This window comes from Parabacteroides chongii (assembly GCF_029581355.1).
Taxonomy (GTDB): Bacteria; Bacteroidota; Bacteroidia; order Bacteroidales; family Tannerellaceae; genus Parabacteroides; species Parabacteroides chongii.
On record NZ_CP120849.1, the window covers coordinates 1,713,570 to 1,737,875 of the forward strand.

Consider the following 24,306-nt stretch of genomic DNA (forward strand, 5'->3'; position numbering starts at 1 on the left):
CCGACAAATGTAGGGAATTTTATCTATTTCAGATTAGTATACATGGTAATTGTATTTTGCATCGGGAAGAAATTTGTATTTGCTAATAGGCGGCTATCCGGTGTAAAGCGAATATATTTACTATCTTTGCGAGGCAATGAGCAAAAATATGGAAGACGATTTTGATATAAGAGATACCCGTATGCCGGAAAGTGAACGAGAGTACGAGAATGCACTCCGTCCCCTTTCTTTTCACGATTTCAGCGGACAGGCCAAAGTAGTCGAGAACCTGAAAATCTTTGTAATGGCTGCCCGTATGCGTAAAGAAGCATTGGATCATGTATTGCTGCATGGACCTCCCGGACTGGGAAAAACGACATTATCGAATATTATCGCCAATGAACTGGGAGTAGGTTTTAAAGTGACTTCCGGGCCGGTGTTGGATAAGCCCGGCGATCTGGCGGGTGTGCTGACTTCGCTGGAAAAGGATGATGTCCTTTTTATCGATGAGATTCACCGTCTGAGTCCGATCGTGGAAGAATATTTGTATTCGGCTATGGAGGATTACCGGATCGACATTATGATCGATAAAGGACCGAGCGCCCGTTCCATCCAGATAGACTTGGCGCCTTTTACGTTGGTGGGGGCAACTACCCGTAGCGGTTTGCTGACCAGTCCGTTGCGTGCCCGTTTCGGGATCAATATGCACCTCGAATATTATGAGATGGAGACATTGACGAAGATCATTCTTCGTAGTGCGGATATCCTGAATGTAAAATGCGAACTGAGTGCGGCCAAGGAAATAGCTTCCCGTAGCCGTGGAACTCCTCGTATTGCCAATGCGTTGTTGCGTCGTGTGCGTGACTTTGCACAGGTGAAAGGTTCCGGCGAAATAGACAAGGCTATATCCTGCTATGCGTTGGAGGCGTTAAATATTGACCGATACGGTCTGGATCAGATAGATAATAAGTTACTGACAACAATTATAGACAAATTTGGCGGAGGTCCGGTCGGCCTGACGACTATTGCTACGGCTTTAGGTGAAGATCCCGGAACGCTGGAAGAAGTATATGAACCTTTCCTGATCAAAGAAGGATTTATCAAACGCACACCGCGGGGCCGCGAGGTAACGGAACTGGCTTATACCCATTTGGGACGGACGCGGGGTGACGGAGTGATAGGTTCTTTATTTTAATTGTCAATTGTCAATTATCAATTATCAATTGTTTAGTTATGGCTGGAGGAATGAAGCGGCTCGCAGGAGAGACTGCGATTTATGGCGTTAGCAGTATTGTAGGGAAATTCCTGAACTGGATGCTCGTGCCGATGTATACGCGTGTACTGGCAACGGAGAGTGATTTTGGGATCGTTACGAATTTATATGCCTGGACGGCGTTGTTGATGGTTATACTTACTTATGGGATGGAAACGGGATTTTTCCGTTTTATGAATAAGAAGGAAATAACGCTTCCGATGCGGGTATATGCTACCACTTTGTTTAGTATAGCTTCCACTTCCGTTCTGTTCCTGGTGATCATTTTTAATGCCTTGCATCCTATCAGTAATTCTTTGGGATATGCTTCGAATCCGGAATTTGTCGGAATGATGGCGGCTATTGTAGCGATAGATGCCTTTTGCTGTATCCCGTTTGCTTTTCTGAGATATCAGGGAAAAGCGGTTCGTTTTGCCTCTATAAAGCTGTTCAATATTTTTTTAAATATTATCCTGGTTCTTTTCTTTTTAATAGTTTGTCCGTGGTTATCCGATCATCTTCCGGCTTTGGTTAATTGGTTTTATATGCCCGATTACCAGGTCGGTTATATCTTTATTGCTAATGTGATAACTTCGGTGGTAACCTTTGTTTTGCTTATTCCGGATATGGTTCCGGGGTTGCGTGAAAAAGCCAGTTTCGTTTTGCTCCGTCAAATGCTCAAATACTCTTTCCCAATATTGATCTTGGGAATAGCCGGTATCTTTAACCAGACGGCAGATAAGATATTATTTCCTTTTCTGTTTGAAGATAAGGAGTTGGCAAATACACAGCTGGGAATATATGGTGCCTGCTTTAAAATAGCTGTTGTACTGGTGATGTTTACCCAGGCGTTCCGCTATGCTTATGAGCCATTCATCTTTGCGAAGAATAAGGATGATGACAGCAAGAAGTCCTATTCGGAAGCGATGAAGTATTTCATTATTTTTTCATTGATCATATTCCTGGGAGTCATGTTCTATATCGATATATTAAAGCATTTTGTGGCAGAAGCTTATTATCCGGGATTACGTGTGGTACCTATCGTTATGTTGGGTGAATTATTTTTCGGTATTTATTTCAATCTTTCGTTTTGGTATAAATTGATTGATCAAACCCAGTGGGGAGCTTATTTCTCAACGATCGGGTGTATAGCTACGATTCTGATTATTGTATTCTTTGCTCCAACATACGGATATATGGCTTGTGCATGGGCCTCTTTTGCCAGTAATCTGATCATGATGCTTCTTTCATATCTTATCGGCCAGAAGAAATTCCCGATACAATACGATCTTAAATCCGCAGCTATCTATTCTGTTTTAGCCGTCGCTTTCTATCTCGCCGGCATGTTGCCGACGATAGAATCGGAGTTTTTGCGTTTAGGATACCGTACTTTGCTGCTTTGTCTGTTTGTCGGTATCGTGGTGAAACGTGATTTGCCGTTACAGGAATTACCCTATGTCGGACGTTATTTTGGGAAAAAGAAATAGTTCCCGAATATTTATTCCGGTTTGAGGGGGAGCGTCAGGATGATACGTAGGCCGGTTGTATAATCGGGGTCTACGTAAATCTTACCTTTCATACGGTGTGCAATCTGCCGGCAGAGGTATAATCCCAATCCGGAACCTGGAACGAAATCGTCTGCTTTGGTGAACCGCTCGAATATCCATTCACGTTGGTCAGGGGAAATGCCACAACCGGTGTCTGTGATCTCAACTACCATCCGGTTCTGTTCCTCTTCTGCTTTGTAAGCAAGGGTAATGTGTCCCTTGTCGGTGAATTTATTCGCATTGTTCAACAGGTGGGACAGGATGAGGCTGAAATGGTTTGCATTGGTGTAAGCCATATCTTTTTGCCGGTCGCCTTCGATCTGGTATTCAATATCCTCTTTTCCGTTAAGCCTCTTCAATTGTTCCATTTCACAAGAGCAAAGCAGGTGGATATTGACCGGTGATAATGATAATTCTTCCTTATTACTGTCCAGTTGGGCAATTTCCAGAACACTGTTCATCATGGAAGTGATGTGGTTGCAATTCTCGAAAATGATTTTGCTGAATTCCTGTTTTTCTTCGGCTGTAATATCTTCTTCCGTGATCAGGTCGGCAAATCCGTTGATCGCATTCAATGGTGTCCGGACCTCATGACACATGTTTTTAATGAAAGCATTTTTCATCCGCTCACTTTCCTGGGCTTTCTCGCTGGCAAGGATTACTTGTAGGTTAGATTCTTGCAGTTTTATATATAAAGCTTTAATTTTCCATAAGCGAAATGCGACAAAAATGGCAAAACTGACGGCCAGGATGAATAAAGACAGGAACATATAGAGTTGATTTCTGCTCTTTTGCAGATCGATTTCCAATGCTTTCTTTTCAATGACCAGTTCATCTACCCGTTTTTTGATTTCCAGGTCTTCCAGCTTCTCGTTCATGTTCCTGATCCGTGTAGAGTCCAGCAACAGGGTATATTCTTTTTGAGCCTGATAAGCATCCTTATAAAGATGAAGGCTGTCGAGCATATCTATTTTATCCTTCAGAGTCGATATGATATGATCGGACAGGTCAATTTTGAAGTCAGCTGTACGGAAATAATGCATGACGGAATCGCAATATTGTGTGGCTTTCAAGAGTTGATCTGTTGTCCGGTAATAATTAAGCGATGTGAAAAGTCGATCGTAATCTGCAGAAAAGGGGGCATCTTCAGGATATTGCCTGTTCAAGTCCATAAAATGCTGATAATAGGAAGTTGCCATATCTTTACCGAATGTTTTAGCGGTACAAGCCAGACAGGAATAGGCATTGAGCAGATGTCGTTTGGTTACATAAGGACGCTTTTTCATCTCTTTTGTTTCTGCATATTCTTTTTGCATGTAAAGATACTGAAAGGCGTATTTGGCCTGGTCTGTCGGATCAAGTGAATAGAGCGTCAGGAGGTTAAACGTGTTCAGGCGGAACAGATAAGAATATTGCAGCGGGATATTTTCAGAAAGTGTTATAACCTCTTTAAAGCGTGTACAGATATCGTTATGCAATTTTTCTTCATTACCCGGTTCTTCGCGGTTGCTGTATGCCATTCCCAACAGGTAATTGATGGACATTTTTTCCAGTGGTGACAAATCTTTGTCTGTTTCCAGTTTAAGCTGGTATTGTTCTATCAACTTTTTTCTGCTTTCCCCTTCTGTATAAAAGACGACACGTACATCGATGATCGTTTGCATATAAGTAACCAAAAAATCGCGTGCTTTCCCTTTCAGTTCGCGTTTTGCCTCGTCCATGTAGACATCGGTACTGTCTTTGATGTCGTTGTTGACGTAGAAACGAAGAATTTCAGTAAGAGCTGCTTCTTTATAGTAATCGTCGTTCTCGGCAATAGCTTCTTTATAAAGTTCTTTGGCATAGTTGACTTGTTCCTCTTGACGGGAGATATCCATTAGGTTAGTCAGTATTTCCAGCTTTTCCCGGGCGGAGGTTACTGATTTTAAACCAGCGTTTAAGATTTCTTTAGTCGCAGAATTATTAGCTACGACAGACAGGACGTAACTAAGCAGATATATAAGAATTAAGTAGCGTTTCATTATTTATATAGATATTAAAATGAACTCTTGTCGTAAAATGTGATTGCTCATTCGCAAAGTTAATTGAAAATCAACAATTCTTTTAATTTTGAACAACTTATTCTTGTTCACACTTCTTATTTTTTATTTCGATATACAATTTCTATCTTTGCACGATTAAGGTGAGGCTATTAGTCGGAGTATTTATAAATACAAGTTAGTGGGATGGAAAAAGGAGTGTTACACAAGCAAATACGCGACTTCTTTGTTCGTAATTTTGACGTTCGCCAAGAGAAAGAAAATGAACTGGAAACAGTTGAATCTATAAAGAAAGGTATTGAGTTTAAAGGTACTAATCTTTGGGTTTTGATCTTTGCAACATTTGTCGCTTCATTGGGGTTGAATACCAACTCTACTGCGGTGATTATCGGTGCGATGTTAATCTCTCCGTTGATGGGACCTATTATGGGATTCGGTCTTGGATTGGGTATCTATGACTTTGAACTGATCAAGCGCTCTTTCCGTAATTTTCTGACAGCAACTGTCTTTAGTGTAATCACTTCAACCTTGTTTTTTCTGATCTCACCAATCAGTGAGGCACAAAGTGAATTGTTGGCGCGTACGCAACCGACCGTGTATGATGTCCTGATCGCTTTCTTCGGTGGATTGGCGGGAATTGTTGCCAGTTCTACCAAAAGTAAGGGAAATGTGATTCCGGGTGTGGCTATCGCAACGGCGTTGATGCCTCCGCTTTGTACGGCGGGTTTCGGATTGGCAAGTGGTAATCTGTATTATTTCTTCGGAGCTTTTTATCTCTATTTCATCAATACGGTATTTATCAGCCTGGCTACTTTCGTGGTTGTCCGGCTTTTGAAATACCCTAAAAAGGTGTTCCTGGATAAGCAACGTGAGAAAGTGGTGACGCGCTATGTCGGTGTGATCGTATTTTTCACGATCGTTCCCAGTCTTTTCTTAAGTTATAACCTGATCCGTTCCAGTTATTTCAATGACCGGGTTACCAATTTCGTATCGGAAGAGCTGGCGTTCCCGAATACGCAGATATTAAGCAAAACGGTGACAAATACCAGTGAGAAGCAGGAGGTGAAGGTCGTATTGATCGGTGAAAACGTGCCGGACCCGATGATCGAAATAGCACGGAGCCGGCTTCGCAAATATGGACTGAAAGATGTTTCATTAGTTGTCCAGCAAGGTTTTGGACAGGAAGCCACAGATATAAATGAACTGAAAAGCATGTTGATGCAGGATCTTTATAAGAATAGTGAAGAAGTTTTACGTGTACAGTCCATACAGATCGATTCGTTGAAAAAGACGGTCGACCGTTATAAAAATGCTTCACGTATCACATCCGAACTGATCCCGGAAATGAAAGTATTATTTCCGGCCGTTCTCGAAGCCTCCTGTTCGAATACCTATATTATGACTACCGACAGCATGAAGCAGGATACGGTTATGTTGGTTTACCTGAAAAGTAAAGAACGTATCAATGAAAAAGAACAACAAAAAATACGGGAGTGGTTGGAGGCCCGTGTGAATGCAAAGAATATCAAATTACTAATCGAATAAATATAAAGAATGAATTTTATGAAGAAGGTATGGGCAGTTTTACTGCTTCTGATTGCTGCAGGCCAGGTATATGCCGATGAGGGTATGTGGGTTCTGAAGGAATTAAACAAACAGAACCTGGCGAGGATCAAGGAACTTGGATTTGTTCCGTCCTACAAGCAGCTCTACAGTGAAACTGACCCGTGTGTGGCCAATGCTGTTGTGATTTTTGGTGGCGGATGTACCGGTATTACCGTATCGGAAGAGGGATTGGTCTTTACCAATCATCACTGTGGTTTCGGCTCGATCCAGCAGTTGAGTAGTGTTGAACATGATTATCTGAAAGATGGTTTTGTTTCGCAGAGTAAGGAAGAAGAGTTGCCCGTTCCGGGTTTGAGTGTCCGATACCTGCGTGAGACAGTGGATGTCAGTGACCGTATCAACGGTGAAATCGCGAATATTGAAGAAGAATATCTGCGTTTGGCTGCTGCCGATTCTATCGGACAGGTAATCTGCGACTCTATCGGCAATACGGAATTTCAGTCGGCAGACGTGATCCCTTTCTACAATAATAACAAGTATTTCCTGGTTGTTTACGATGTATTCAACGATGTTCGTATGGTGTTTGCTCCGCCCAGTTCTGTCGGAAAGTTCGGTGGCGATACGGATAACTGGATGTGGCCGCGTCATACGGGTGATTTCTCTGTATTCCGTGTGTATGCCGATGGCAATAATAAACCGGCAGAATACAGCAAAGACAACAAGCCGTACAGTCCTAAATATGTAGCGGAAGTATCTCTGCAGGGCTATCAGGATAAAGACTATGCGATGACGATCGGTTTTCCGGGAAGTACGGACCGCTATCTGAGTTCATGGGGCGTAAAACAGCGTATCGAAGACAGCAATAAACCGCGTATCGAGGTGCGTGGCGTGAAGCAGGCTATTTGGAAAGAAGCTATGTTGGCCAGCGATGAAGTTCGCATTAAATATGCATCTAAATATGCAGGAAGTTCCAACTATTGGAAGAACTCGATCGGTATGAACCGCGGTTTGGCTAACCTGAACGTGATAGACCGTAAGAAGGAAGAAGAAGCTGCTTTTGCAGCCTGGGTTGCTCAGACACCGGAGCGTAAAGAAAAATATGGAGAAGTACTGGAATTATTGGAAAAAGGATATACTTCGACAGATGAATACAGAAATGTTTCCACTTATTTGTCTGAAGCATTTGTGAGCGGTACTGAAATAGTGCGTCTGGCACGTATGGTTCAGGGAGTGGATGTAAATGGTTCTACTCCGGAAGAGATAGACAGCATTCTGCAGGATAAGATCCAGCCGTTCTTTAAGGATTATGATGCTACGCTCGATCAGAAAGTACTGGCAGCCATGATGCAGGTAGTGAAAGAACGTGTTCCTGCCCAGTATCTGCCGGATATCTATCAGAAGATCGATAAAAAGTATAAGGGCAATTATGCTAAATATGCAGCAGATGTCTTTAAAAAGACTTCCTTGCTATCATACGACAAGATCGAGAAGATGCTGAAAGATCCTAAACTGTATGCGAAACTGAAAAAAGATCCGGCAGCCGAACTGAGCTTGTCTACGCTGATTTCTTTATTCGAATTGCAGCAGTTTATGGGTGATGCCCATTTCGAAATCGCTAAAGGCGAGCGTCTGTATTTTGCCGGACTGAAAGAGATGTATCCGGAAAAGGCCCTTTCTTCGGATGCGAACTTCACTATGCGTTTGAGCTACGGTTCCATCGGCGGTTACCGTCCGTATGATGCTGCCTGGTATGATTATTACTCTACAGAAAAAGGTATTCTTGAAAAAGAGAATCCGGAAGATGACGAATTTTGGGTTCAGCCGGAAATCCTGGATCTGATCCGCAGCAAAGACTTCGGTCAGTATGCCAATGAAAACGGCGAATTACAGCTTTGCTTCTTAACGAACAACGATATTACCGGTGGAAACTCAGGAAGCCCTGTATTCGATAAAAACGCCCGTTTGATCGGTCTTGCTTTCGATGGAAACTGGGAAGCGATGAGTGGCGATATCGCATTCGAACCGGACTTGCAGCGTTGTATCGCAGTAGATATCCGTTATGTCCTTTACATGATCGACAAATGGGGAAAATGCCCGCGCTTGATCAAGGAATTGCAGCTGGTTAGATAACGAGTTTGTGATTCGTTTGTAAAAAACTAAGAATATAAAAATGGCGCAGATCATTCAATGATGATTTGCGCCATTTTTATATCAGCAAATATTTACTTGACAGCCCGTTTGGTCCGGACTGTTACATTACCTTTCAGGCCTACGGCACTGTCTGTTGTTCCGTTCAGTAATACTCGCAGGTCACATCTTTCGTTTACTGCAGGGAACTCGACTGTAAAGTCTTCTTCCTTATCTGATGCCTTGGAGCCTATCTGTTTTCCGTTCAACCAAATTTCTGCTTTCCCCGTCAACTGTTTGAAGAGGATACTTCCACCTTCTGTCTTATGTGCTTCATAGGGATTGAACGTGGAACGTAATATAACGAAGTTGGCATTTTCCAGTTTGATCAGTTCATTACCTGCTACCGGTTGCCAGCTGTTCATGTCGTTGTCTGCTATCTGGCGGGTTGCATCAGGCTTCTCGGTCGAAAGGGGAGAAGCAACCCATTTATTCAGCAACATAGGCGGAAATTCAGGAGCAATGGATGGAATAGGAGCGACCTGGTCGGCATTGATTGTAATCGCAGCCGGTTTTAATCCGGGAGTGGAGGCTGTCAGAGTAATTGTTCCTGCGCCTTCTTTACTTTGGATGATCACTTGTGCAAGGCCATTAAACAGGCTGCGTTTATTCCCTTTTTCCGGTTCGTGACAATTGGGGTCACCATTTCCCAAACCGATGATTTCTGCCGGACCGGTTACGGTGAATTCGATCATATGGTTGGCTGTCGGGACGTGACGGCCTTTGGAATCAATGACCTCTACGGTTATAGGCATGGCATCTCTTCCGTCGCCTGCCAGGTTGTTACGATCCGGAGTCAGGCGGACCTGGACAGGTTCTTTAGTCGTTTCCACCTTCGTTCGCGAAACGATCTTGCCGTTTTTGTAGCCGATCGCTTCCAGTTTACCCGGCTTGTAAGGAACGAACCAGGTATTCATTTCGTAGGGATCTACCTGTTGTTCGGATATTTCTTTGCCGTTCAGCAACAGTTTCACTTTGTCTGCATTGCTTAAAGCCATTACTTTGATCGGTTTTCCGATGGAATCGGCAGGCCAGTTCCAGTGTGGGACCAGTTCCAGGATTGGCTTATCCTTTACCCATTGTGCCTGATGCAGGTAATAAGCCATTTTGGGGAAACCACATAAGTCCATGATGCCGAAGAAGGAACTGACTGTTGGCCAGCGATGCGGAGTCGGCTCGCCATGATAATCGAATCCGGTCCAGTAGAAGCAACCGGCCATCCAGGGACGTTCGTTCACAGCTTTCCAAGCTCTGCGATGCGTAGCACCCCAGCCGGCACATTCAGTGTCATAGGAATCCATCACGTGTGTTTCGTAGTCTGTCTTATATTCTCCTCGGGTCATAAAGGCCGAACCATCTTCCGAACTGGTCAGAGGAAGTTCCGGATTCTCTTCATGGAAACGGTCGTAACTTTCGATTTGGTAATTGAATCCGCCGACATCTACCGCTTGTGATACATTGTATTTGGAGAAGAATCCTCCGTTCATGGCTGCCGTAATAGGGCGAGTCGGATCCATCTTTTTAACGACATCATACATACGTCGAACCATTTCAACCCCGTTTTCCGTGCCCTGCATCGGTTCTTCATTGAAAACAGACCAAAGGATGACACTTGGACAATTACGGTCGCGGCGTACTTGCCACTCCAGTTGACGCACATATTCGGGTGAAGTGTTGAACAATCTGTTTTCATCTAAAACCATGATACCCATGCTGTCGCAAGCAGCCATAAACTCTTTGGCAACCGGATTATGAGCTACACGATAGGCATTGACTCCCATCTCTTTCAATTTGCGGAGGCGGAATTCCCAAAAGGCATCGGGAACGGCAACACCGACTCCGGCGTGATCCTGGTGGTTACAAACACCTTTTATCTTGATGTTCTCTCCATTCAGCCAAAAACCTGTATTGTTATCGAAACGGATGGTACGGAAGCCGCATTTGGTTTCGACCTCATCGGTTACAATGCCGTTTTGTTTCACTGTAGTCTTTACTTTATAGAGGCTAGGACTGTCGGGTGACCAAAGTTTCGGGTCTGATACGGTCAGCGGGAGATGGGTAATGCCTTCTCTTAATGCAGTGACAGAGACTGCTTTTGACTGTGTTGTCATTTGTTTGCCATCGGGAGCGAACAGGGTGACTTCGACTTCTCCGTCAGCCGGTAACTTGCCCGAGTTATATAAAGTAACTTCCACAGGTATTTCCCATTGGCTGTCGTTCTTCTTTACTGGATGAGCAAATACACCGTCGGTAATGATATGCAGCGGCGAACGTTTGACCAGCCATGTATGACGGTAGATTCCCGCTCCTTCATACCACCAGCCTTCCTGCGCTTCTGCATCCACGCGTACGGCGATTGTATTGATCTCATCTCCGTAAGTTGCATACGGAGTGATGTCGATATACATGGAGGTGTATCCGCACCAGTTGCGATGCAGTACAGTTCCGTTTACCCAAATGGTTGCATGGGTTGAAATACCGTCGAATTGTATCTCAAGATGTTTCCCCTTGTCTTCGGGGTCGAGTTTGAATTTGCGGCGGTACCAGCCAAAACCGCGGTCGTAGTATCCCTGGGAGAGGTTGGCATCCGGATTCACATTCCCTTCGATGGCCCAGTCATGGGGTAAATCGACTATACGCCAGGAAGAGTCGTCATAGTTTGGAGAGGCAGCTCCGCTTACATATCCGGCTTTGGCGTTCCGGTAAGTTGCATTATGGCCTTTGATGACTGGATAAGGGATATCCCCTTTGTGGAAGCTCCAGCCTTTATCGAGGGACAGGACTTCGCGCTTGGTTACTTTTTCCTGTGCATGTGCCTGCAGAGAGAAGCTTATGCACAAAAGAAGTAGAAAACTTTTGAATGTTGTCATTGTAATATTATTGGATTATTTGAATATCGATTTTATTACCTCTCCAGTCCAGAATAAAGGTTGATCAACCTTGAACAGATGCAGGATAGTTGTTGCAGTATTTACCGTATTATTGGCTTCTGTGATCTTGAATCCTTTTTTTATTCCGGGACCAGTGATTCCCCACGGTACGATCATTTCGTCTGTGCTGACTCCGCCATGTCCGTAATTAATACCGCCATGGTCTGTGAGAAACATGAAATGAGTATCTTTATACATTCCTTCCTGTTTCATTTTATTGATAAACTTGCCGATCTCGATGTCTGCTTCTTCAATCGATCGGATATATTCCGGAGACATCCATTTATATTTATGTCCGGCATGATCGGTATGCACAGAGTAGAGAAAGACTAAAGTCGGATTTGTCCGGTTTGCCATCAGGAAGGACAATGCTTTTTCATAATTCGGTATGTAAGCATCCTGTTCAAGATAACTTACTTCGTCGAAATATTGTTTGTTATATGGATAGAACAGATTGATCCAGTTATAGTAAAATGCTGTTTTCATCGTAGGAATGGTATCTTTCAATATTTTGAATACCGAAGGATAATATCCTGCACTATCTTTTTCTATAGCGGGTAATGTGAATTTGGTTATTTCCCAGCTGTTGTCCACTACACCGTGCTGTTCCGGACCGCTCCCGGTTAGATGACTGGTCCAGTTGGGTAATGTGACCGAAGGCATGACCACACGTGTCTCTAGTGAAAGCGAACCCTCGGCCATCAGTGCATCCAAATTGGGCGTTTTTGCTTTCAAATATCCGTCTACGCAAATGCCGTCGAGAGAGATTAAAACAATGCGTTTTGCACGGGAGGCGCTTGCCTTTGTTGATAAAGCCGTTGCGGGACTGGCAAGGGAGGCAGTGCCTAATGTCAATGCTCCGGCAAGTCCTTTCTTAAAAAAGTTTCTTCTTGAGTTTTCCATAGGAGTCTATATTTTATATTGTTTTGTCAATGGTTTAGCAGTGCTCAAAAATAATGGAATATATTGTTTTACACTTAATTTTCACAAAAAAAGTACGCAAACGTTTGCGTACTTTTCTTGTGCCCTGTTTACATGAGTTTAAATAGAATCCATTTCTATTTTGAAACGATATTCCTGTTTTACCTGAATACCGGAAATAGTAGGATTTACACAATCGGCAGGATCAACATTTTTTTCAAAATAAATAGGAGCGTCAGCCGATTTTAACCCGTTGATGCGGATTTCCATCGGGTTGACATCAATGGCTTCTTTTAACCGACTTAAGCTAAGAATCCAGTCTGTACCGTCATAGAATGAATCTCCTATTAACCGACCGTTCTGGTATGCGTTGGCTATATCCCCTTTGTAGGAGATATACATGCGTGTTTCTTCTTCTCCGGAAGATACCCTCGGAGCTTTTATTTCGTAGAGGGCAATGTGTTCTTTCGGATCGTAAGTGACAACCTTTTTTTCTTCTTTTGCGATAATTACCGGTTGATTGTCTTTTGCCGATAGCCAGGTTGCATCTGTATTCCATATAATACGTTCGCCGTTCTTCAAGAGAATTTCAATCTCGGCCATGACACTTTTATTTGTCGGTAAAGAGAACTCTATCGTATTGTCTTCTTTTTGAAGTAAAGAAGTTACGTCAGCATACGAATAATGGTCCATCGTAGTCGTTTTAGCCTCTTTACCGTTTAGAATACAACGGACAGAAGTTGGAGAGACGTAGCGTAAATAGGCCTGTTCTATCGTAGAGAATGTATTCAGAACAAATGAGCGTTTTACTTTATCTCCTTCTGTCGGTCGGATCCACTGACTTTTTTCCATAGGTGTGATTGAACGGAAAGTGGCTTGCAGATTGCGTGGGGCTGCCTGATACTTTTGTTGTTTGAAGGAACCATTCCGGTACATCCATATTTCTGTTGCAGGCCGATCATCGATAAGCGTGATCTTGTCCTTGTCGTAGATCAATGCCGAATGAGTGATAGCAACAAATTCTTTTCCTTTTAGAGTTCCTTTCCATATATGGTCAGATTCCTCTTCCGTCAATGTCACGAAACGTACCGTCGAACCGTCCTTTTTAGTGATTTCGATTACGCATTCTTTACCAGGAGTTAACTGATTGATAAAATATCCGTTTTTCTCTTTTTTACAACTGCCGTTTTTTACTTTAACATCCAGTATTTCTTTGTCTGCTATTAGATATTCACTTTGAATATAATCGTCTTCAAAAAAGAAATGGGTATCGTTGTTATCTTCTTTTAAAGAGCAAATAGGTTGTGCGGTTGCATATTTCAATAAGACATTGCTCAATTCTTGATTGAACGGCCAAAGGAAATAAGTTCCATCTTTTATTGTCACTTTTTTACGCGGCATACGGATGGTTTCATCTTTCAGCTTTATGGAAAACTGAACATTTTTATAATCTTTCTTACCGTTTCTGTATAAATAGTTCGAACAAAATAAGTATCCTGTAGCCCCATTGTTACGAACAGCCCATTGTAAATTATCACGATTTTGATTTTCTTTGGGAAGATAAGCGATGGATGGTGCCAATGTCGTTCCAAAATCATTCATGAAATAATTATATTTTTTAGTTTCCTGCATAACAGTACCTAATGTTCCAAATTCACGGATCGGTGCTTGATAATCGTAACTGATCCGTGGTCCGGAAGATTGGAAGGTTCTCTTTTCTCCTACGGGGTTGGAGCCACCTACATACATGTAATATCCCATTAGATTAGCCCCACATCCCAGGCGTAAATTAATCATTTCTCCCGCCAGTTCTTCAGGGACAACTGCGCGGCGGTGATAAAATGTGGTTGACCCGACACCGACTTCACAGGTAAAGAAAGGAGAATCGTTGTTCTCTCCACTCAATGATTCTACGTCTCCTTCGATTTTGATGATATCTGTGCCGATGTTATCGGATAAACGATTGTAAGTAAAGAACTCAAAGTTAGAAGTTGGCATTTCTTCTTTTCCGGTGGTAGTCCACGGTGCTTCAATATAGAAGCCGGCGTAAGGCACGATTTCTCCTTTAGGATATTCACTGTCCATCCAGTGAGTCATGGTATAAAGAGGTACATCGAAACCAATTTCGACAGCCATTTTCTTCAAGTTCATTAAATGAGAGACGATCATTCCTCTTGTTACATATTCATTTTCTAGTTGAAGAGCCATGATCGGACCGCCATCTTTCCATAGCAAGCCATTGATCTGTCCATATAAACCTTGATACCATCGACGCGTATATTCAAGGTATAGAGGGTCATTCGAGCGAACTTTGAGGTGTTTGTTTTCGACAATCCAGTCAGGAAGTCCTCCGTTCTTGATTTCTGCATTGCAATAGGGGCCGACGCGGAGATGTACTTTCAACCCTAACTCTTTACATAATTCAACAAAACGCCGGAGATTGAGATGACCTTCCCAGGATAATTCGCCTTCCGTCTCTTCATGTAATGACCAAATACAGTAGGTCGCAACGATGTTAATACCGGAAGCTTTCATTTTCAGTAAAGCGTCTCGCCAATAGTCTGGATGCATCCGGCTGTAGTGAAATTCCCCCATGACAGGGAGTTTCGGAATTCCTCCTTCATCCATGTACAGGTTATTTATACGGATTTCTTTTCCGGCCGGCCCTGGATTACCTAATGTCAGGTATTGGGTAGAAGGAGAAGAAACTTTACTTAGGTCTATCGTATGTTGGGCGGAGATTCCCCCCGCGATAAGAGAAAAAGCGGATAATAGGCATATTTTATTCATTCCCGATAATATTGAATTTAGTTAAGAGGCTGGGTTAAAAGGATTTTTCTCCTTCTTAACCCAGCTTTTAGAATATAAAGAGTCTGTTTTATGAAATTTTCTTATTTTACGAAATTCGTAATCTTGATTGTCCAGTTTGCATCATCCCCATTTCCTGCTATAACTTTATATACAAATTCTTTTGCAGAAAAATCGGAGGGAAATGTTCCCATTGTCGGAGCACCATCTATTGGAGTGATACGAGCAGCTGAAGACACGTCGACATTAATTGCTAATGTAGTCAAAGAAACCTGCTCTCTGATGGGAGCGGTAAAAGTTTGTGTAGCATCTGGAACCTTTATTGAACATACTATTTCCTTTGTATCCACATTAATCGTTTTTTCCGTTGCCATTTCTATAACACGAAGTCTTTTCTCGCTTTCATCCCACCATCTGTATTCAAAACGAATATTTGTAATATCATTCTGACTGTATGTTTCCAGTTCGTCTAAACCGGCCTTCAGACAAGAAGTGTTTATGACGATCAATAAAAGTAGAACTAAATAATTATACAATGCTTTCATTTTTCTTGTTGTTTTGTAAGATATTTATAAATAGTTACCATCCTTCGTTTTGATCGAGAGACGGGTTGTTTACTCTTTCTCCTTCAGGAACCGGGAACAAATATCTTTTCTTTGTAAAGATACGTTCGTTGGAAGAGCTCTGATAGGGTAAAGGAATAATTTCAAAGTTTTTTCCGTCTTCGGAAATACTGATAGCGTGATGAGCTTTTGTCAATTCTTCCACTTTATCTTTTTTGTCGGCTTTTCCCCATCGCAATAGACTCCAATATCTGTCACCTTCATGTACTAACTCGATACGGCGTTCACGTTTATAGGCTTTCCAGGCAAGTTCAGAAGACAAGTTCAAAGGAAGTTCCGGCATTCCACCATGTACTGTGCGGGTTTTATTAATATATTCAATTGCCGTAGAGATGTTACCCAAACGTAACATTGCCTCAGCATAGTTCAGATAAGAGCGTCCCAATCGCAGAACTACGTAATGATAATAAGTCGGGTCTGAATTCAATAACGGTTTTGCCGTGTATATACCTTTGCGATAAACATATCCGTTTAGAGCCATTCCCCAATCACCTCCGGCTTTACTATCCCAATGCATATTACCTTTTGCGCGCATCGTTACGAGGCTGTTGAAAAAATGGCTTGAGTCTTGTACGACAGTTGCATAGAAGCGATTGTCCCGGTTCTTATAAATAGCGTCCGAAACATATCCGCCATTTTGTTGCCAGCTTTTGTAAAAACTACTTTGATCCCAGTCTTTGGCTGTTCCGTCCGTGTCTCTGACTTCGTAATCGTTTACCAGGTCAACGGAAGGAAATGTACCGATCCATCCTTCAAAACTATCATTCAGTTTAGGATTGGCAAACTCTTTCAGTTTATCATTGTTCACATTCGGAACAAGATTCTGCATCCAGGTATCTGCGAACGTTGTGTTATTTTCATGCCTGAACTGGGCCAAAATAATCTCTTTTGAATTGAGTGCATAATCGAACTCGTTGAACATTTTTTCGTAATCGGTATCCAAACTATATTCTCCGAGGGCAAAAAGGTCTTCACTGGCTTTCTTTGCAATGTTGTAGTACTCATCTTGACCGGATTCGATATAGGCTGCACCGTGAAGTGCTACTTCCGCCATTAATGCATAGGCTGCACCTTGAGTAAGCATACCTGTCTCGGAGCCTTTAATGGAGGAGGGCAGTTCGGCAGCTGCATCCTGCAAATCTTTCAGTATGAAATCATACGTGTCCTTGATTGTTTCCGTTCTGGGCAGTTCCATCTTTTCTTCTGGATCGAGTACACGATCTACAATCATCAGTTTTCCGAACAAACGAGCACGGCTGAAGTAGATCATGGCACGCTGCATCTTAGCCTGTGCAATCAGGTAATTTTTATCTTGTTCCAGGAAGGTCGTGTTTTCTTCCATTTTTTGGAGCATGAGATTACATTTGCGGATGTTGGTATAAATATCCCCGGCTTTATCTTTATCTGCCCCAGGGTTCCAGCCGGCATCAAAATATCGGTCGATCTGTTCTTTATTTACGTTCGAAGCGTCTCCGTCATCCTGGATGACATCATTGTCCGTCCATTTATCATTCCACACCAACTGTCCGGTGGCATAATTGAGTGAGGGATACAAGAAGGCTTGTGCCAATTCCGCACTTTCCCATACATCGTTTTCCGAAAATTTGTCTAACGGACCTTTGTCTAGAATGTCACTACAAGCCGTACACCCTATTAGTAAGGCCACTGATATTGTTTTAATATTCATATTTTTCATATTATTAAAATTCAATTGTTATACCTTTATTAAAATCCGACTGTTACACCGATAGAGTAAACACGCTGTACCGGATAACCTCCGTTTGTGGAAGTCGTTTCCGGATCGAAATAGTCTGAAACTCCGGAAATGGTAAATAGGTTGCTTCCCGTCAGGTTTACCCGGCACATGCTGAGCCAGTCTGCATTCTTCAACAGCTTGTATTTGAAATCATAAGATAGTGACAAGTTTTTCAAACGAAGGAATGAAGCATTTTTCACCCAGAAGCTCGATTCTACCTGATTGTTACCTCCGTTAACGCTTGCTGATAACGATTTTCTCGGGAAAAGTGCATCCCTGTTATCTTCTCTCCAATAATCCAGTTGATATTCGTTTTTTACATGGACGGATTCGTCTTTTTGGGTATTGACACCGAATTCCATGTTGCGTTTACCTGTTCCGTAGAGCAGGCCGGATAGAGAAAATCCTTTGTAAGAGAATGCAAAATCCACGCCATAGGTAAAATGAGGAGCGGTAGGCATACCGTAACGTATCTGGTCTTCAGCATCTATCTTTCCGTCACCGTTGAGATCCTGATAAACGATATCTCCTAATTTTGTTTCGGAAGATGCTAACCTGCGCGGTACACCCAATATCTGTTCCGGCGACTGATACAAACCGTTGTCGATAAGTATGACTTTGTAATAATCCGTTTGGTGTGTACTGCGTTTATACGGGTTCATCAGCGTAGATAACGCTTCTTCTTGCTTTACCACATACAAATTGTTGTAATAGGTCATGTTTGTTCCGATCTCATAATGGAAATCCGAACCTATATTATCATTCCATCTCATGGATAACTCAAAGCCTTCGCGACGATGTTCATTGTTCGACTTGATTTGTGGCAATTTGGTCCCCAGCGGAGTCGTGTAACGGTCTTCCGGACTAACCAATCCCCCCTTGGTTACATAAAAGAAATAGTCGACGGAACCTTTTAACCGATGGTTGAAGAAGGCCGCATCAATACCATAGTTTAGAGAATTACGTGTGTACCAGCTTAATAATTCGGGGGATGTCAGTCCTCCTTCATTAAATCCGGATAATAAATCTCCACCGATACAGATTGCATTTTCAACCATATTGTAAGTGGACAGATAACCGAATCGGTTTACTCCGGACTCTGTCCCCATCTGTCCGTAAGAACCACGTAGCTTTATGAGATCAACGTTCTTCGGATTGAGTTTTTTGAAGAAAGGTTCTTCTGTGATGTCCCATCCCAAAGCGACAGATGGGAAGAATCCCCAACGATGTCCCGGAGCAAAATTATCCGAACCATCGTAGCGGAAGCTACCTTCTATATAATAACGGTTCGCGAAGTCATATTTCAAGCGACCAACCAATCCCATTCGACCGCCTTCTTCCGAATTTCCTGCATTTTGCATGGTCGTGCTGGAGCCGGCAAACAACTGATCGACGGTAGTCGACAGATAGTCTCTGCGGGAAGCCCAGAAATTATGTCCGGTATTTTCAGCCAGGGTAAATACCGCCTTGGCATCAATTGAATGCACATTGGCAAATGTACGCTGGAAAGCTGCATTTAATTCAAATTGGTAAGATTCACCGGTATAGGATTCTTCTCTTAGTGATGGTTTTGTTACTTCCAACAATGTACCATCTTTACCATATTGGGGAGCACGGGCTGAAAGCTTTTTTATATGACTGGAATTGACGCGGTAATAAAGCATAGAACCAAGTGACAAACCTTCCACCCAAGGCAATGCCCAGTCGGCTGCAAATTGTGTGTTTAAGTACATTCCGTCGTTCTTATCATATCCGGAGCGTTCATCCATTTCCATCAACGGGTTATCAGATACCGTACTTAAAGTGCCATCTTCATTGAAGGCAAGATCTAAAGGTGATTTGGCATTCAGATGATCCCAGATTTTATCAGCAGAAAATGAAGGGTATTTTTTCTTTTCCATGGCAGCATTGATGTTGAAAGATACTTTCAGACCAATTTCTTCAAAAGTCGTATTCACATTGCTTCGGAGATTGTATCTTGAATAATTCAAAGCATCGGAAGTGTACAAACTACCTTGGTCGAAAAGACCTAATGAAAGATAATAGTTGACATCTTTCTGATTGCCAGTCATAGATAGAGAATGTCTGTATTCCGGAGCGAAGTTTTTCAATCCTAACGAATACCAGTCTGTATTCGGATACAGGTAAGGATCGGACTGGTTTCGGATGGCATCCATTTCTTCCTTGCTGAATTGATGGTATTCTCCGTATCCGTCTGCTATTGCTGCCTGGTTCTGAACATCTGCATATGTGTAAGCATCCAGTTTCTTTGGTAAAACAGTTGGCTGGCTGTACTGTGCATTGAAAGAGTAGACTATTGACCGTTTGCCTTTTCGACCTTCTTTTGTTTTAACCAAAACAATACCGTCTGCTGCGCGTGAACCGTAAACAGCCAGTGAGGCAGCATCTTTTAAGATGGAGATGCTTTCAATGTCTTCTGAGTTCAATGTTTTGAACTCCCAGTCTGTGGTAATGATACCATCGATAACATATAACGGGTCACCACCGCCACGAATGGATATTTTAGGTTCACTACCCGGTTCTCCGCCTTGGTTCTGGATGATTACGCCGGAAGCCCGTCCCTGCAGGGTGGATGCGACGTTCGGAAAAGGTAAGTCCTGTAATGTTTCTCCTTTTACGGATGTGACGGCAGAAACCATTTTTTTAGCAGAAGTGGTACCATAACCGATAATGATAATTTCATCCAATGTTTCGCTATCTTCTTTTAGCAGGATAGAGAAATCCGATTTGTTTCCGACCGCGATTTCCTGTGCCAGATAGCCTATATAAGAAATAGTAAGGGTTGCGTTTGCCGGAACATCCAGTGTGAAACGACCGTCTATATCTGTGACACTACCAATAGTAGTCCCTTTCACTACGACATTAGCTCCGATAATAGGAGTACCGGTTGTTTCTTTAACAATACCGGATATTTTTCGTTTTTCCTGATTGATTGATCCTTTTTCTGCTTTTCGTAGGGAAATATATCCTTCATTGAAGTTATATTTGATTTGGCTGTCGGCAAATACCTCTTCCAGTACTTCTGAAACAGGTTTGTTTTTTGCTTTGACTTGTACCTGTTCTTGCAGATCGATCTCTTTTTCACTGTACATGAAAAGATAATCGGTCTGTTTCTCTATCTCATGGATAAATTCCTTGAGTGGCAGATTATTCCTGCTGATGCTCACTTTGGCATTTTGGGAATGCAAAGAAGTGGCACTTAGCTGGAAAATTGCAATTAATGTGAGAACTGTCGTTATTTTCATAATACGAATTGTATGCTTTAATTCAATATAATTGACACGATTGAACAATAGCAATAAGTTTTTTTTCATAACTTTGCTCATAGCTTTAAAAGTTAATACTGTTTTTAAATGTTTGTGGAATACATGAAAAAAGGAAGGTATTGACTTAGGGGGTAGGTGCTGGTAACACTTGCCCCTTTTTTTATACCATGTCCTGTGGAATGATCTGGTTCTATTTCATAGGCACTATAATTTTAGGTGAATATTTGTTTTATTAAAATATTTCGATTTCTTCATTGTTGACTATTTTGTACCGGAAATGGTGAACGCCCTGAAGTGCTTTCAATATCCTTTCAATATCATCACTTTGACGGAATTTTCCAGATACATACTGATCAATCTGGGCTGTATTTTTGATATCAAATTTTACCTTATACCATAAGGTCAGATAATCCAGTATTTCAGAAAATTTCTTATTACTAAAATAGAATATTCCACTTTCCAAATATTCTTCATTGTTGAATGAAGCGGTGGATTTTATTAGGTTACCATTAAAAAGGGAGACCATTTCATTTGGTTTCAGAATGACATTTTCCTGTGGTCTGTTATTGTTGATAACCTGTACACTACCTTCTACCAGATTTGTTTCAAACCGGTTGCTTTCTGAATAAGCGAATATATTGAATTTGGTACCGAGTACTTTTATATCATATTGTTTAGTTTTAACGATAAAAGGACGTTCCGTATCTTTTGTTACTGAAAAGAAACCTTCTCCATCCAGTTCAACCGAACGTTCTTTATTGCTAAACTCATTCGGGATTTTAATAATTGACCGGGGACTTAACCATGCTTTCGTCCCGTCCTGAAGTGTCATATAGATACGTTGACCTTTGGGAACTTCTATTTTTGTATAGAGTACGGTTTTTTCTTTGGGTATGAATTTATCGGTGAGTAACCAGATATTGACGAGAAGAATAGCTGCCACTGCCGCATATTTAGCTAGATTGAGATAAAGATTACGGGTCTTTTTGTGGTTGATCCGGCTTCCCAGTTCTTCCATTTTTTGTGTGGCCCATTCATTATCTCCACTTTGCTCTCCGAGTTTGGATACCGTAACTGTGTTCTGCATCCGGATAAATTCGGCTTTATTAGCCGGATCAGATTCTATCTGATCGAAGAGTGCTCTCTTTTCTATGTTTGAAAGTTCTCCGAGGAAATATTTATCTAATTGTTCATTCATGTTATTAGTGCTTGTTCTGTTTATATGACGGATAAGTTCCGGCCATCTACTAGTCGGAAACAGAAAAAAAGTAAATTTTTTTTGAAAAGATTTTAGATAATGAAAACAAAGAGAGGGAGATAGTCCTTTAGCTCAACTTTCAGTTTACGTATAGCGGTTACAATGTGGTTTTGCACAGTATGGACGGAAATATCCATTTGTGTGGCTATCTCTTCATATTTTAAGCCGTTCATTCTGCTCAGAATGAACACCTGCCGGCATTTCTCCGGCAGGTGTTCGATTGCTTTAGCCAGTAAGTCTTCTATTTCCTTCTCCGTAAAAATATTTTCATCGAATTGCATCAATGCCTCCATTTTTAATTTTAGTTCTCTTTCCGGAAGGTTATCCAGCGATTCATTCTTGCTGTCTATGAATGTTTTGTGACGATAGAAATCAATACATCTGTTTTTTGTCAGAGTAAACAGAAAGGCATTCGGATTGGTCAGGGAATCCAGCATATCCCGGTGTTCCCAAAGATACATGAAAATATCCTGTACGATGTTTTCCGCATCTTCAATAGATATTACATATTCCCGTGCAAAACGTACAAGCTTAGGAAAATAGATCAGATAGATTTTTGAGAATGTAGCATTCTCTATTCCTGAGAGTTGTGTCATACCTCCTCCTTTCCCTTTACAGATACATATAATACAGTTTTTCCATGGCCGAGTTTTTTTATTTTCTCATCTTCGATCAACTCGTTCAGATCGCGTATGGTAGTGGAACGGTTACATCCGTTCAAACGCATATATTGTGCAGCCGTAAAGTATTCTTTCCCTTCCATAGAGTTCAGCATCCGACCTTTACGTTGTTCCGGAGAATAACGAGTAGCTCCGGCTTGCGAATCGCGTTCCAGGTCTAGGGGTTTCAACTGTTCTTTCAACTTTTTGCTTCCTTTAAAATGGACATTATTGAAATGTACTGACCAAGAACGTAATTCCTTCTTGTCCATTACCGGACGGCATTTCAGCGAGATAGAGAATGAGCCGAGATCATCCAGTTCCACAGTATATCCTCTACGTAGGTTCTTGGAAATCACTTTTGCCAGAGCATCCAGCATTCCTTTGGTCGTAGCCGTGGAATAACCACAGCTATCGGCTATCTCTTCTGCAATTTCCGGTGTACGGATTGTCCCTTTAGGCACGATTCGAGCATGTAGAGGCTGTTTCTTCCCATCTTTTCTGGGATTAGGATTCTCATATAAAGCGTATTTAGCTCCCATAATAATTTCTGGTAAAAGGTTATTTAACAGTTTTATTGCATATCACAGCTGTGTTTCTTTCATATCACAGTTGGATTCCGTTTGTATCACAGTTGAGTTTCTTTTGTATCACAGCTGTGATATGAATAGGGAATCAATACAAATGTACAATATATTCCAGTAAACCCATACAGTCTGCGGGGTAATTTAATCTTGCAGGAGGGTAATTGATGCTATCTCCCTATTATATTTGGTTCCGTTTGTATTGCAGTTTGGGATATTTATGTAAGTTTGTATTGTCTATACTATATAACAATGTCAGAGATCGAACGATTTAACAATATATATGTGAAGCATTATGATAAGACATACCGCTTTGCCCGGTTGTATGTTCGTAATGACTTGGTGGCTGAAGATATAGCAACGGAATCTCTTATCAAGTTGTGGGAAACGATGAAAAAGGAGCCTGTCGAGAAGCCTCTTGCTCTGTTATTGACCATACTCAAACATAAATCACTTGACTATCTGAAAAAGCAGACCAGTATAGAAGAAGCCTTTGAAGCCATGGCGGCATGGCAACAACGGGAATTATCTATCCGTATTTCGACGCTTGAAGCCTGTAACCCGAATGATATTTTCTCAGAAGAGATCCAACAGATCCTAACCAGGACTTTAGAAGAACTGCCTTCGCAGACCCGCAAGGTTTTTATGATGAGTCGTTTCGATCAGAAATCCGGCAAGGAAATTGCCGAAGCACTGGGTATCACGGTAAAAGGAGTCGATTATCATATAGCAAAAGCATTGAAAGCGTTACGCATTTCTTTAAAAGATTATCTGCCTTTGATTTATTTCCTGCTTAATTGAATTGGGTTTCATTCGGACGAAAAAGTAGTTTCATTCGAATGAAATTTTTTTTTCGTCCGGTACTAGTGAACTTTCTCCGGCTGTCGTCTTATATATGTAAAGCAAAAGA

15 protein-coding genes are annotated in these 24,306 nt (G+C 41.9%); 5 read left to right on the forward strand and 10 right to left on the reverse strand.

What is annotated here, in order from left to right; all coding sequences use genetic code 11:
• Positions 1-148: 148 nt before the first annotated feature.
• The gene (gene ruvB / locus P3L47_RS06545) at positions 149-1,174 is read left to right on the forward strand and encodes a Holliday junction branch migration DNA helicase RuvB (protein WP_122362077.1); all 1,026 of its coding nucleotides are present in this window, start codon (positions 149-151) and stop codon (positions 1,172-1,174) included.
• Positions 1,175-1,212: 38 nt separating this feature from the next.
• The gene (locus P3L47_RS06550) at positions 1,213-2,718 is read left to right on the forward strand and encodes a lipopolysaccharide biosynthesis protein (protein ID WP_122361974.1); all 1,506 of its coding nucleotides are present in this window, start codon (positions 1,213-1,215) and stop codon (positions 2,716-2,718) included.
• An 11-nt stretch (positions 2,719-2,729) separates the two neighbouring features.
• On the opposite strand, the gene P3L47_RS06555 is transcribed toward P3L47_RS06550, so the two are convergent.
• On the reverse strand, positions 2,730-4,799 hold the full coding sequence (locus P3L47_RS06555; protein ID WP_122361973.1) for a sensor histidine kinase: 2,070 nt from the start codon (positions 4,797-4,799) through the stop codon (positions 2,730-2,732).
• 204 nt (positions 4,800-5,003) lie between these two features.
• Between P3L47_RS06555 and P3L47_RS06560 the strand changes: the two genes are divergently transcribed.
• Together P3L47_RS06560 and dpp7 are read left to right on the forward strand one after the other, a co-directional pair.
• Entirely contained in the window at positions 5,004-6,362 is a 1,359-nt protein-coding gene (locus P3L47_RS06560) for a TIGR00341 family protein (RefSeq protein ID WP_122361972.1), read from the forward strand.
• 18 nt (positions 6,363-6,380) lie between these two features.
• Complete coding sequence (gene dpp7 / locus P3L47_RS06565) at positions 6,381-8,513, forward strand: dipeptidyl-peptidase Dpp7 (protein ID WP_353934106.1); 2,133 nt, start codon at positions 6,381-6,383, stop codon at positions 8,511-8,513.
• Positions 8,514-8,605: 92 nt separating this feature from the next.
• Here the strand turns inward: dpp7 and galA are convergent, their stop codons facing one another.
• The 9 genes from galA to P3L47_RS06610 all read right to left on the reverse strand — a co-directional run bounded on the left by galA (position 8,606) and on the right by P3L47_RS06610 (position 23,354).
• Complete coding sequence (gene galA / locus P3L47_RS06570; protein ID WP_277783073.1) at positions 8,606-11,440, reverse strand: beta-galactosidase GalA; 2,835 nt, start codon at positions 11,438-11,440, stop codon at positions 8,606-8,608.
• A gap of 15 nt (positions 11,441-11,455) precedes the next feature.
• Positions 11,456-12,403 (reverse strand): alkaline phosphatase family protein, encoded by a 948-nt coding sequence (locus P3L47_RS06575; protein ID WP_277783074.1) that lies wholly within the window; start codon positions 12,401-12,403, stop codon positions 11,456-11,458.
• A 138-nt stretch (positions 12,404-12,541) separates the two neighbouring features.
• Complete coding sequence (locus P3L47_RS06580) at positions 12,542-15,211, reverse strand: beta-galactosidase (RefSeq protein ID WP_277783075.1); 2,670 nt, start codon at positions 15,209-15,211, stop codon at positions 12,542-12,544.
• 101 nt (positions 15,212-15,312) lie between these two features.
• On the reverse strand, positions 15,313-15,774 hold the full coding sequence (locus P3L47_RS06585) for a DUF5018-related domain-containing protein (protein WP_277783076.1): 462 nt from the start codon (positions 15,772-15,774) through the stop codon (positions 15,313-15,315).
• Positions 15,775-15,808: 34 nt separating this feature from the next.
• The gene (locus P3L47_RS06590) at positions 15,809-17,548 is read right to left on the reverse strand and encodes a RagB/SusD family nutrient uptake outer membrane protein (RefSeq protein WP_427910541.1); all 1,740 of its coding nucleotides are present in this window, start codon (positions 17,546-17,548) and stop codon (positions 15,809-15,811) included.
• A gap of 29 nt (positions 17,549-17,577) precedes the next feature.
• Positions 17,578-20,955: a SusC/RagA family TonB-linked outer membrane protein gene (locus P3L47_RS06595; protein ID WP_277783078.1), complete on the reverse strand. Its 3,378-nt coding sequence runs from the start codon at positions 20,953-20,955 to the stop codon at positions 17,578-17,580.
• Between the two features lie 172 nt (positions 20,956-21,127).
• Positions 21,128-22,093 (reverse strand): FecR family protein, encoded by a 966-nt coding sequence (locus P3L47_RS06600; RefSeq protein ID WP_277783079.1) that lies wholly within the window; start codon positions 22,091-22,093, stop codon positions 21,128-21,130.
• A gap of 92 nt (positions 22,094-22,185) precedes the next feature.
• Complete coding sequence (locus P3L47_RS06605) at positions 22,186-22,749, reverse strand: RNA polymerase sigma-70 factor (RefSeq protein WP_122361957.1); 564 nt, start codon at positions 22,747-22,749, stop codon at positions 22,186-22,188.
• The gene (locus P3L47_RS06610; protein WP_277783080.1) at positions 22,746-23,354 is read right to left on the reverse strand and encodes an HU family DNA-binding protein; all 609 of its coding nucleotides are present in this window, start codon (positions 23,352-23,354) and stop codon (positions 22,746-22,748) included. The genes P3L47_RS06605 and P3L47_RS06610 overlap by 4 nt, the downstream gene beginning before the upstream one ends.
• 294 nt (positions 23,355-23,648) lie before the next feature.
• Here P3L47_RS06610 and P3L47_RS06615 point away from each other — a divergent pair, with 294 nt between their 5' ends.
• A complete protein-coding gene (locus P3L47_RS06615; RefSeq protein ID WP_277783081.1) occupies positions 23,649-24,197 on the forward strand; it encodes an RNA polymerase sigma-70 factor in 549 nt (182 codons plus the stop codon).
• The last annotated feature ends 109 nt before the right edge of the window (positions 24,198-24,306 follow it).

Excerpts from the sequence above, each read along its gene's own strand:
- ruvB (WP_122362077.1), top strand. The coding sequence starts at position 149 with ATGGAAGACGATTTTGATATAAGAGATACCCGTATGCCGGAAAGTGAA.
- P3L47_RS06550 (WP_122361974.1), top strand. The coding sequence starts at position 1,213 with ATGGCTGGAGGAATGAAGCGGCTCGCAGGAGAGACTGCGATTTATGGC.
- P3L47_RS06555 (WP_122361973.1), bottom strand. The coding sequence starts at position 4,799 with ATGAAACGCTACTTAATTCTTATATATCTGCTTAGTTACGTCCTGTCT.
- P3L47_RS06560 (WP_122361972.1), top strand. The coding sequence starts at position 5,004 with ATGGAAAAAGGAGTGTTACACAAGCAAATACGCGACTTCTTTGTTCGT.
- dpp7 (WP_353934106.1), top strand. The coding sequence starts at position 6,381 with ATGAAGAAGGTATGGGCAGTTTTACTGCTTCTGATTGCTGCAGGCCAG.
- galA (WP_277783073.1), bottom strand. The coding sequence starts at position 11,440 with ATGACAACATTCAAAAGTTTTCTACTTCTTTTGTGCATAAGCTTCTCT.
- P3L47_RS06575 (WP_277783074.1), bottom strand. The coding sequence starts at position 12,403 with ATGGAAAACTCAAGAAGAAACTTTTTTAAGAAAGGACTTGCCGGAGCA.
- P3L47_RS06580 (WP_277783075.1), bottom strand. The coding sequence starts at position 15,211 with ATGAATAAAATATGCCTATTATCCGCTTTTTCTCTTATCGCGGGGGGA.
- P3L47_RS06585 (WP_277783076.1), bottom strand. The coding sequence starts at position 15,774 with ATGAAAGCATTGTATAATTATTTAGTTCTACTTTTATTGATCGTCATA.
- P3L47_RS06590 (WP_427910541.1), bottom strand. The coding sequence starts at position 17,548 with ATGAAAAATATGAATATTAAAACAATATCAGTGGCCTTACTAATAGGG.
- P3L47_RS06595 (WP_277783078.1), bottom strand. The coding sequence starts at position 20,955 with ATGAGCAAAGTTATGAAAAAAAACTTATTGCTATTGTTCAATCGTGTC.
- P3L47_RS06600 (WP_277783079.1), bottom strand. The coding sequence starts at position 22,093 with ATGAATGAACAATTAGATAAATATTTCCTCGGAGAACTTTCAAACATA.
- P3L47_RS06605 (WP_122361957.1), bottom strand. The coding sequence starts at position 22,749 with ATGACACAACTCTCAGGAATAGAGAATGCTACATTCTCAAAAATCTAT.
- P3L47_RS06610 (WP_277783080.1), bottom strand. The coding sequence starts at position 23,354 with ATGGGAGCTAAATACGCTTTATATGAGAATCCTAATCCCAGAAAAGAT.
- P3L47_RS06615 (WP_277783081.1), top strand. The coding sequence starts at position 23,649 with ATGTCAGAGATCGAACGATTTAACAATATATATGTGAAGCATTATGAT.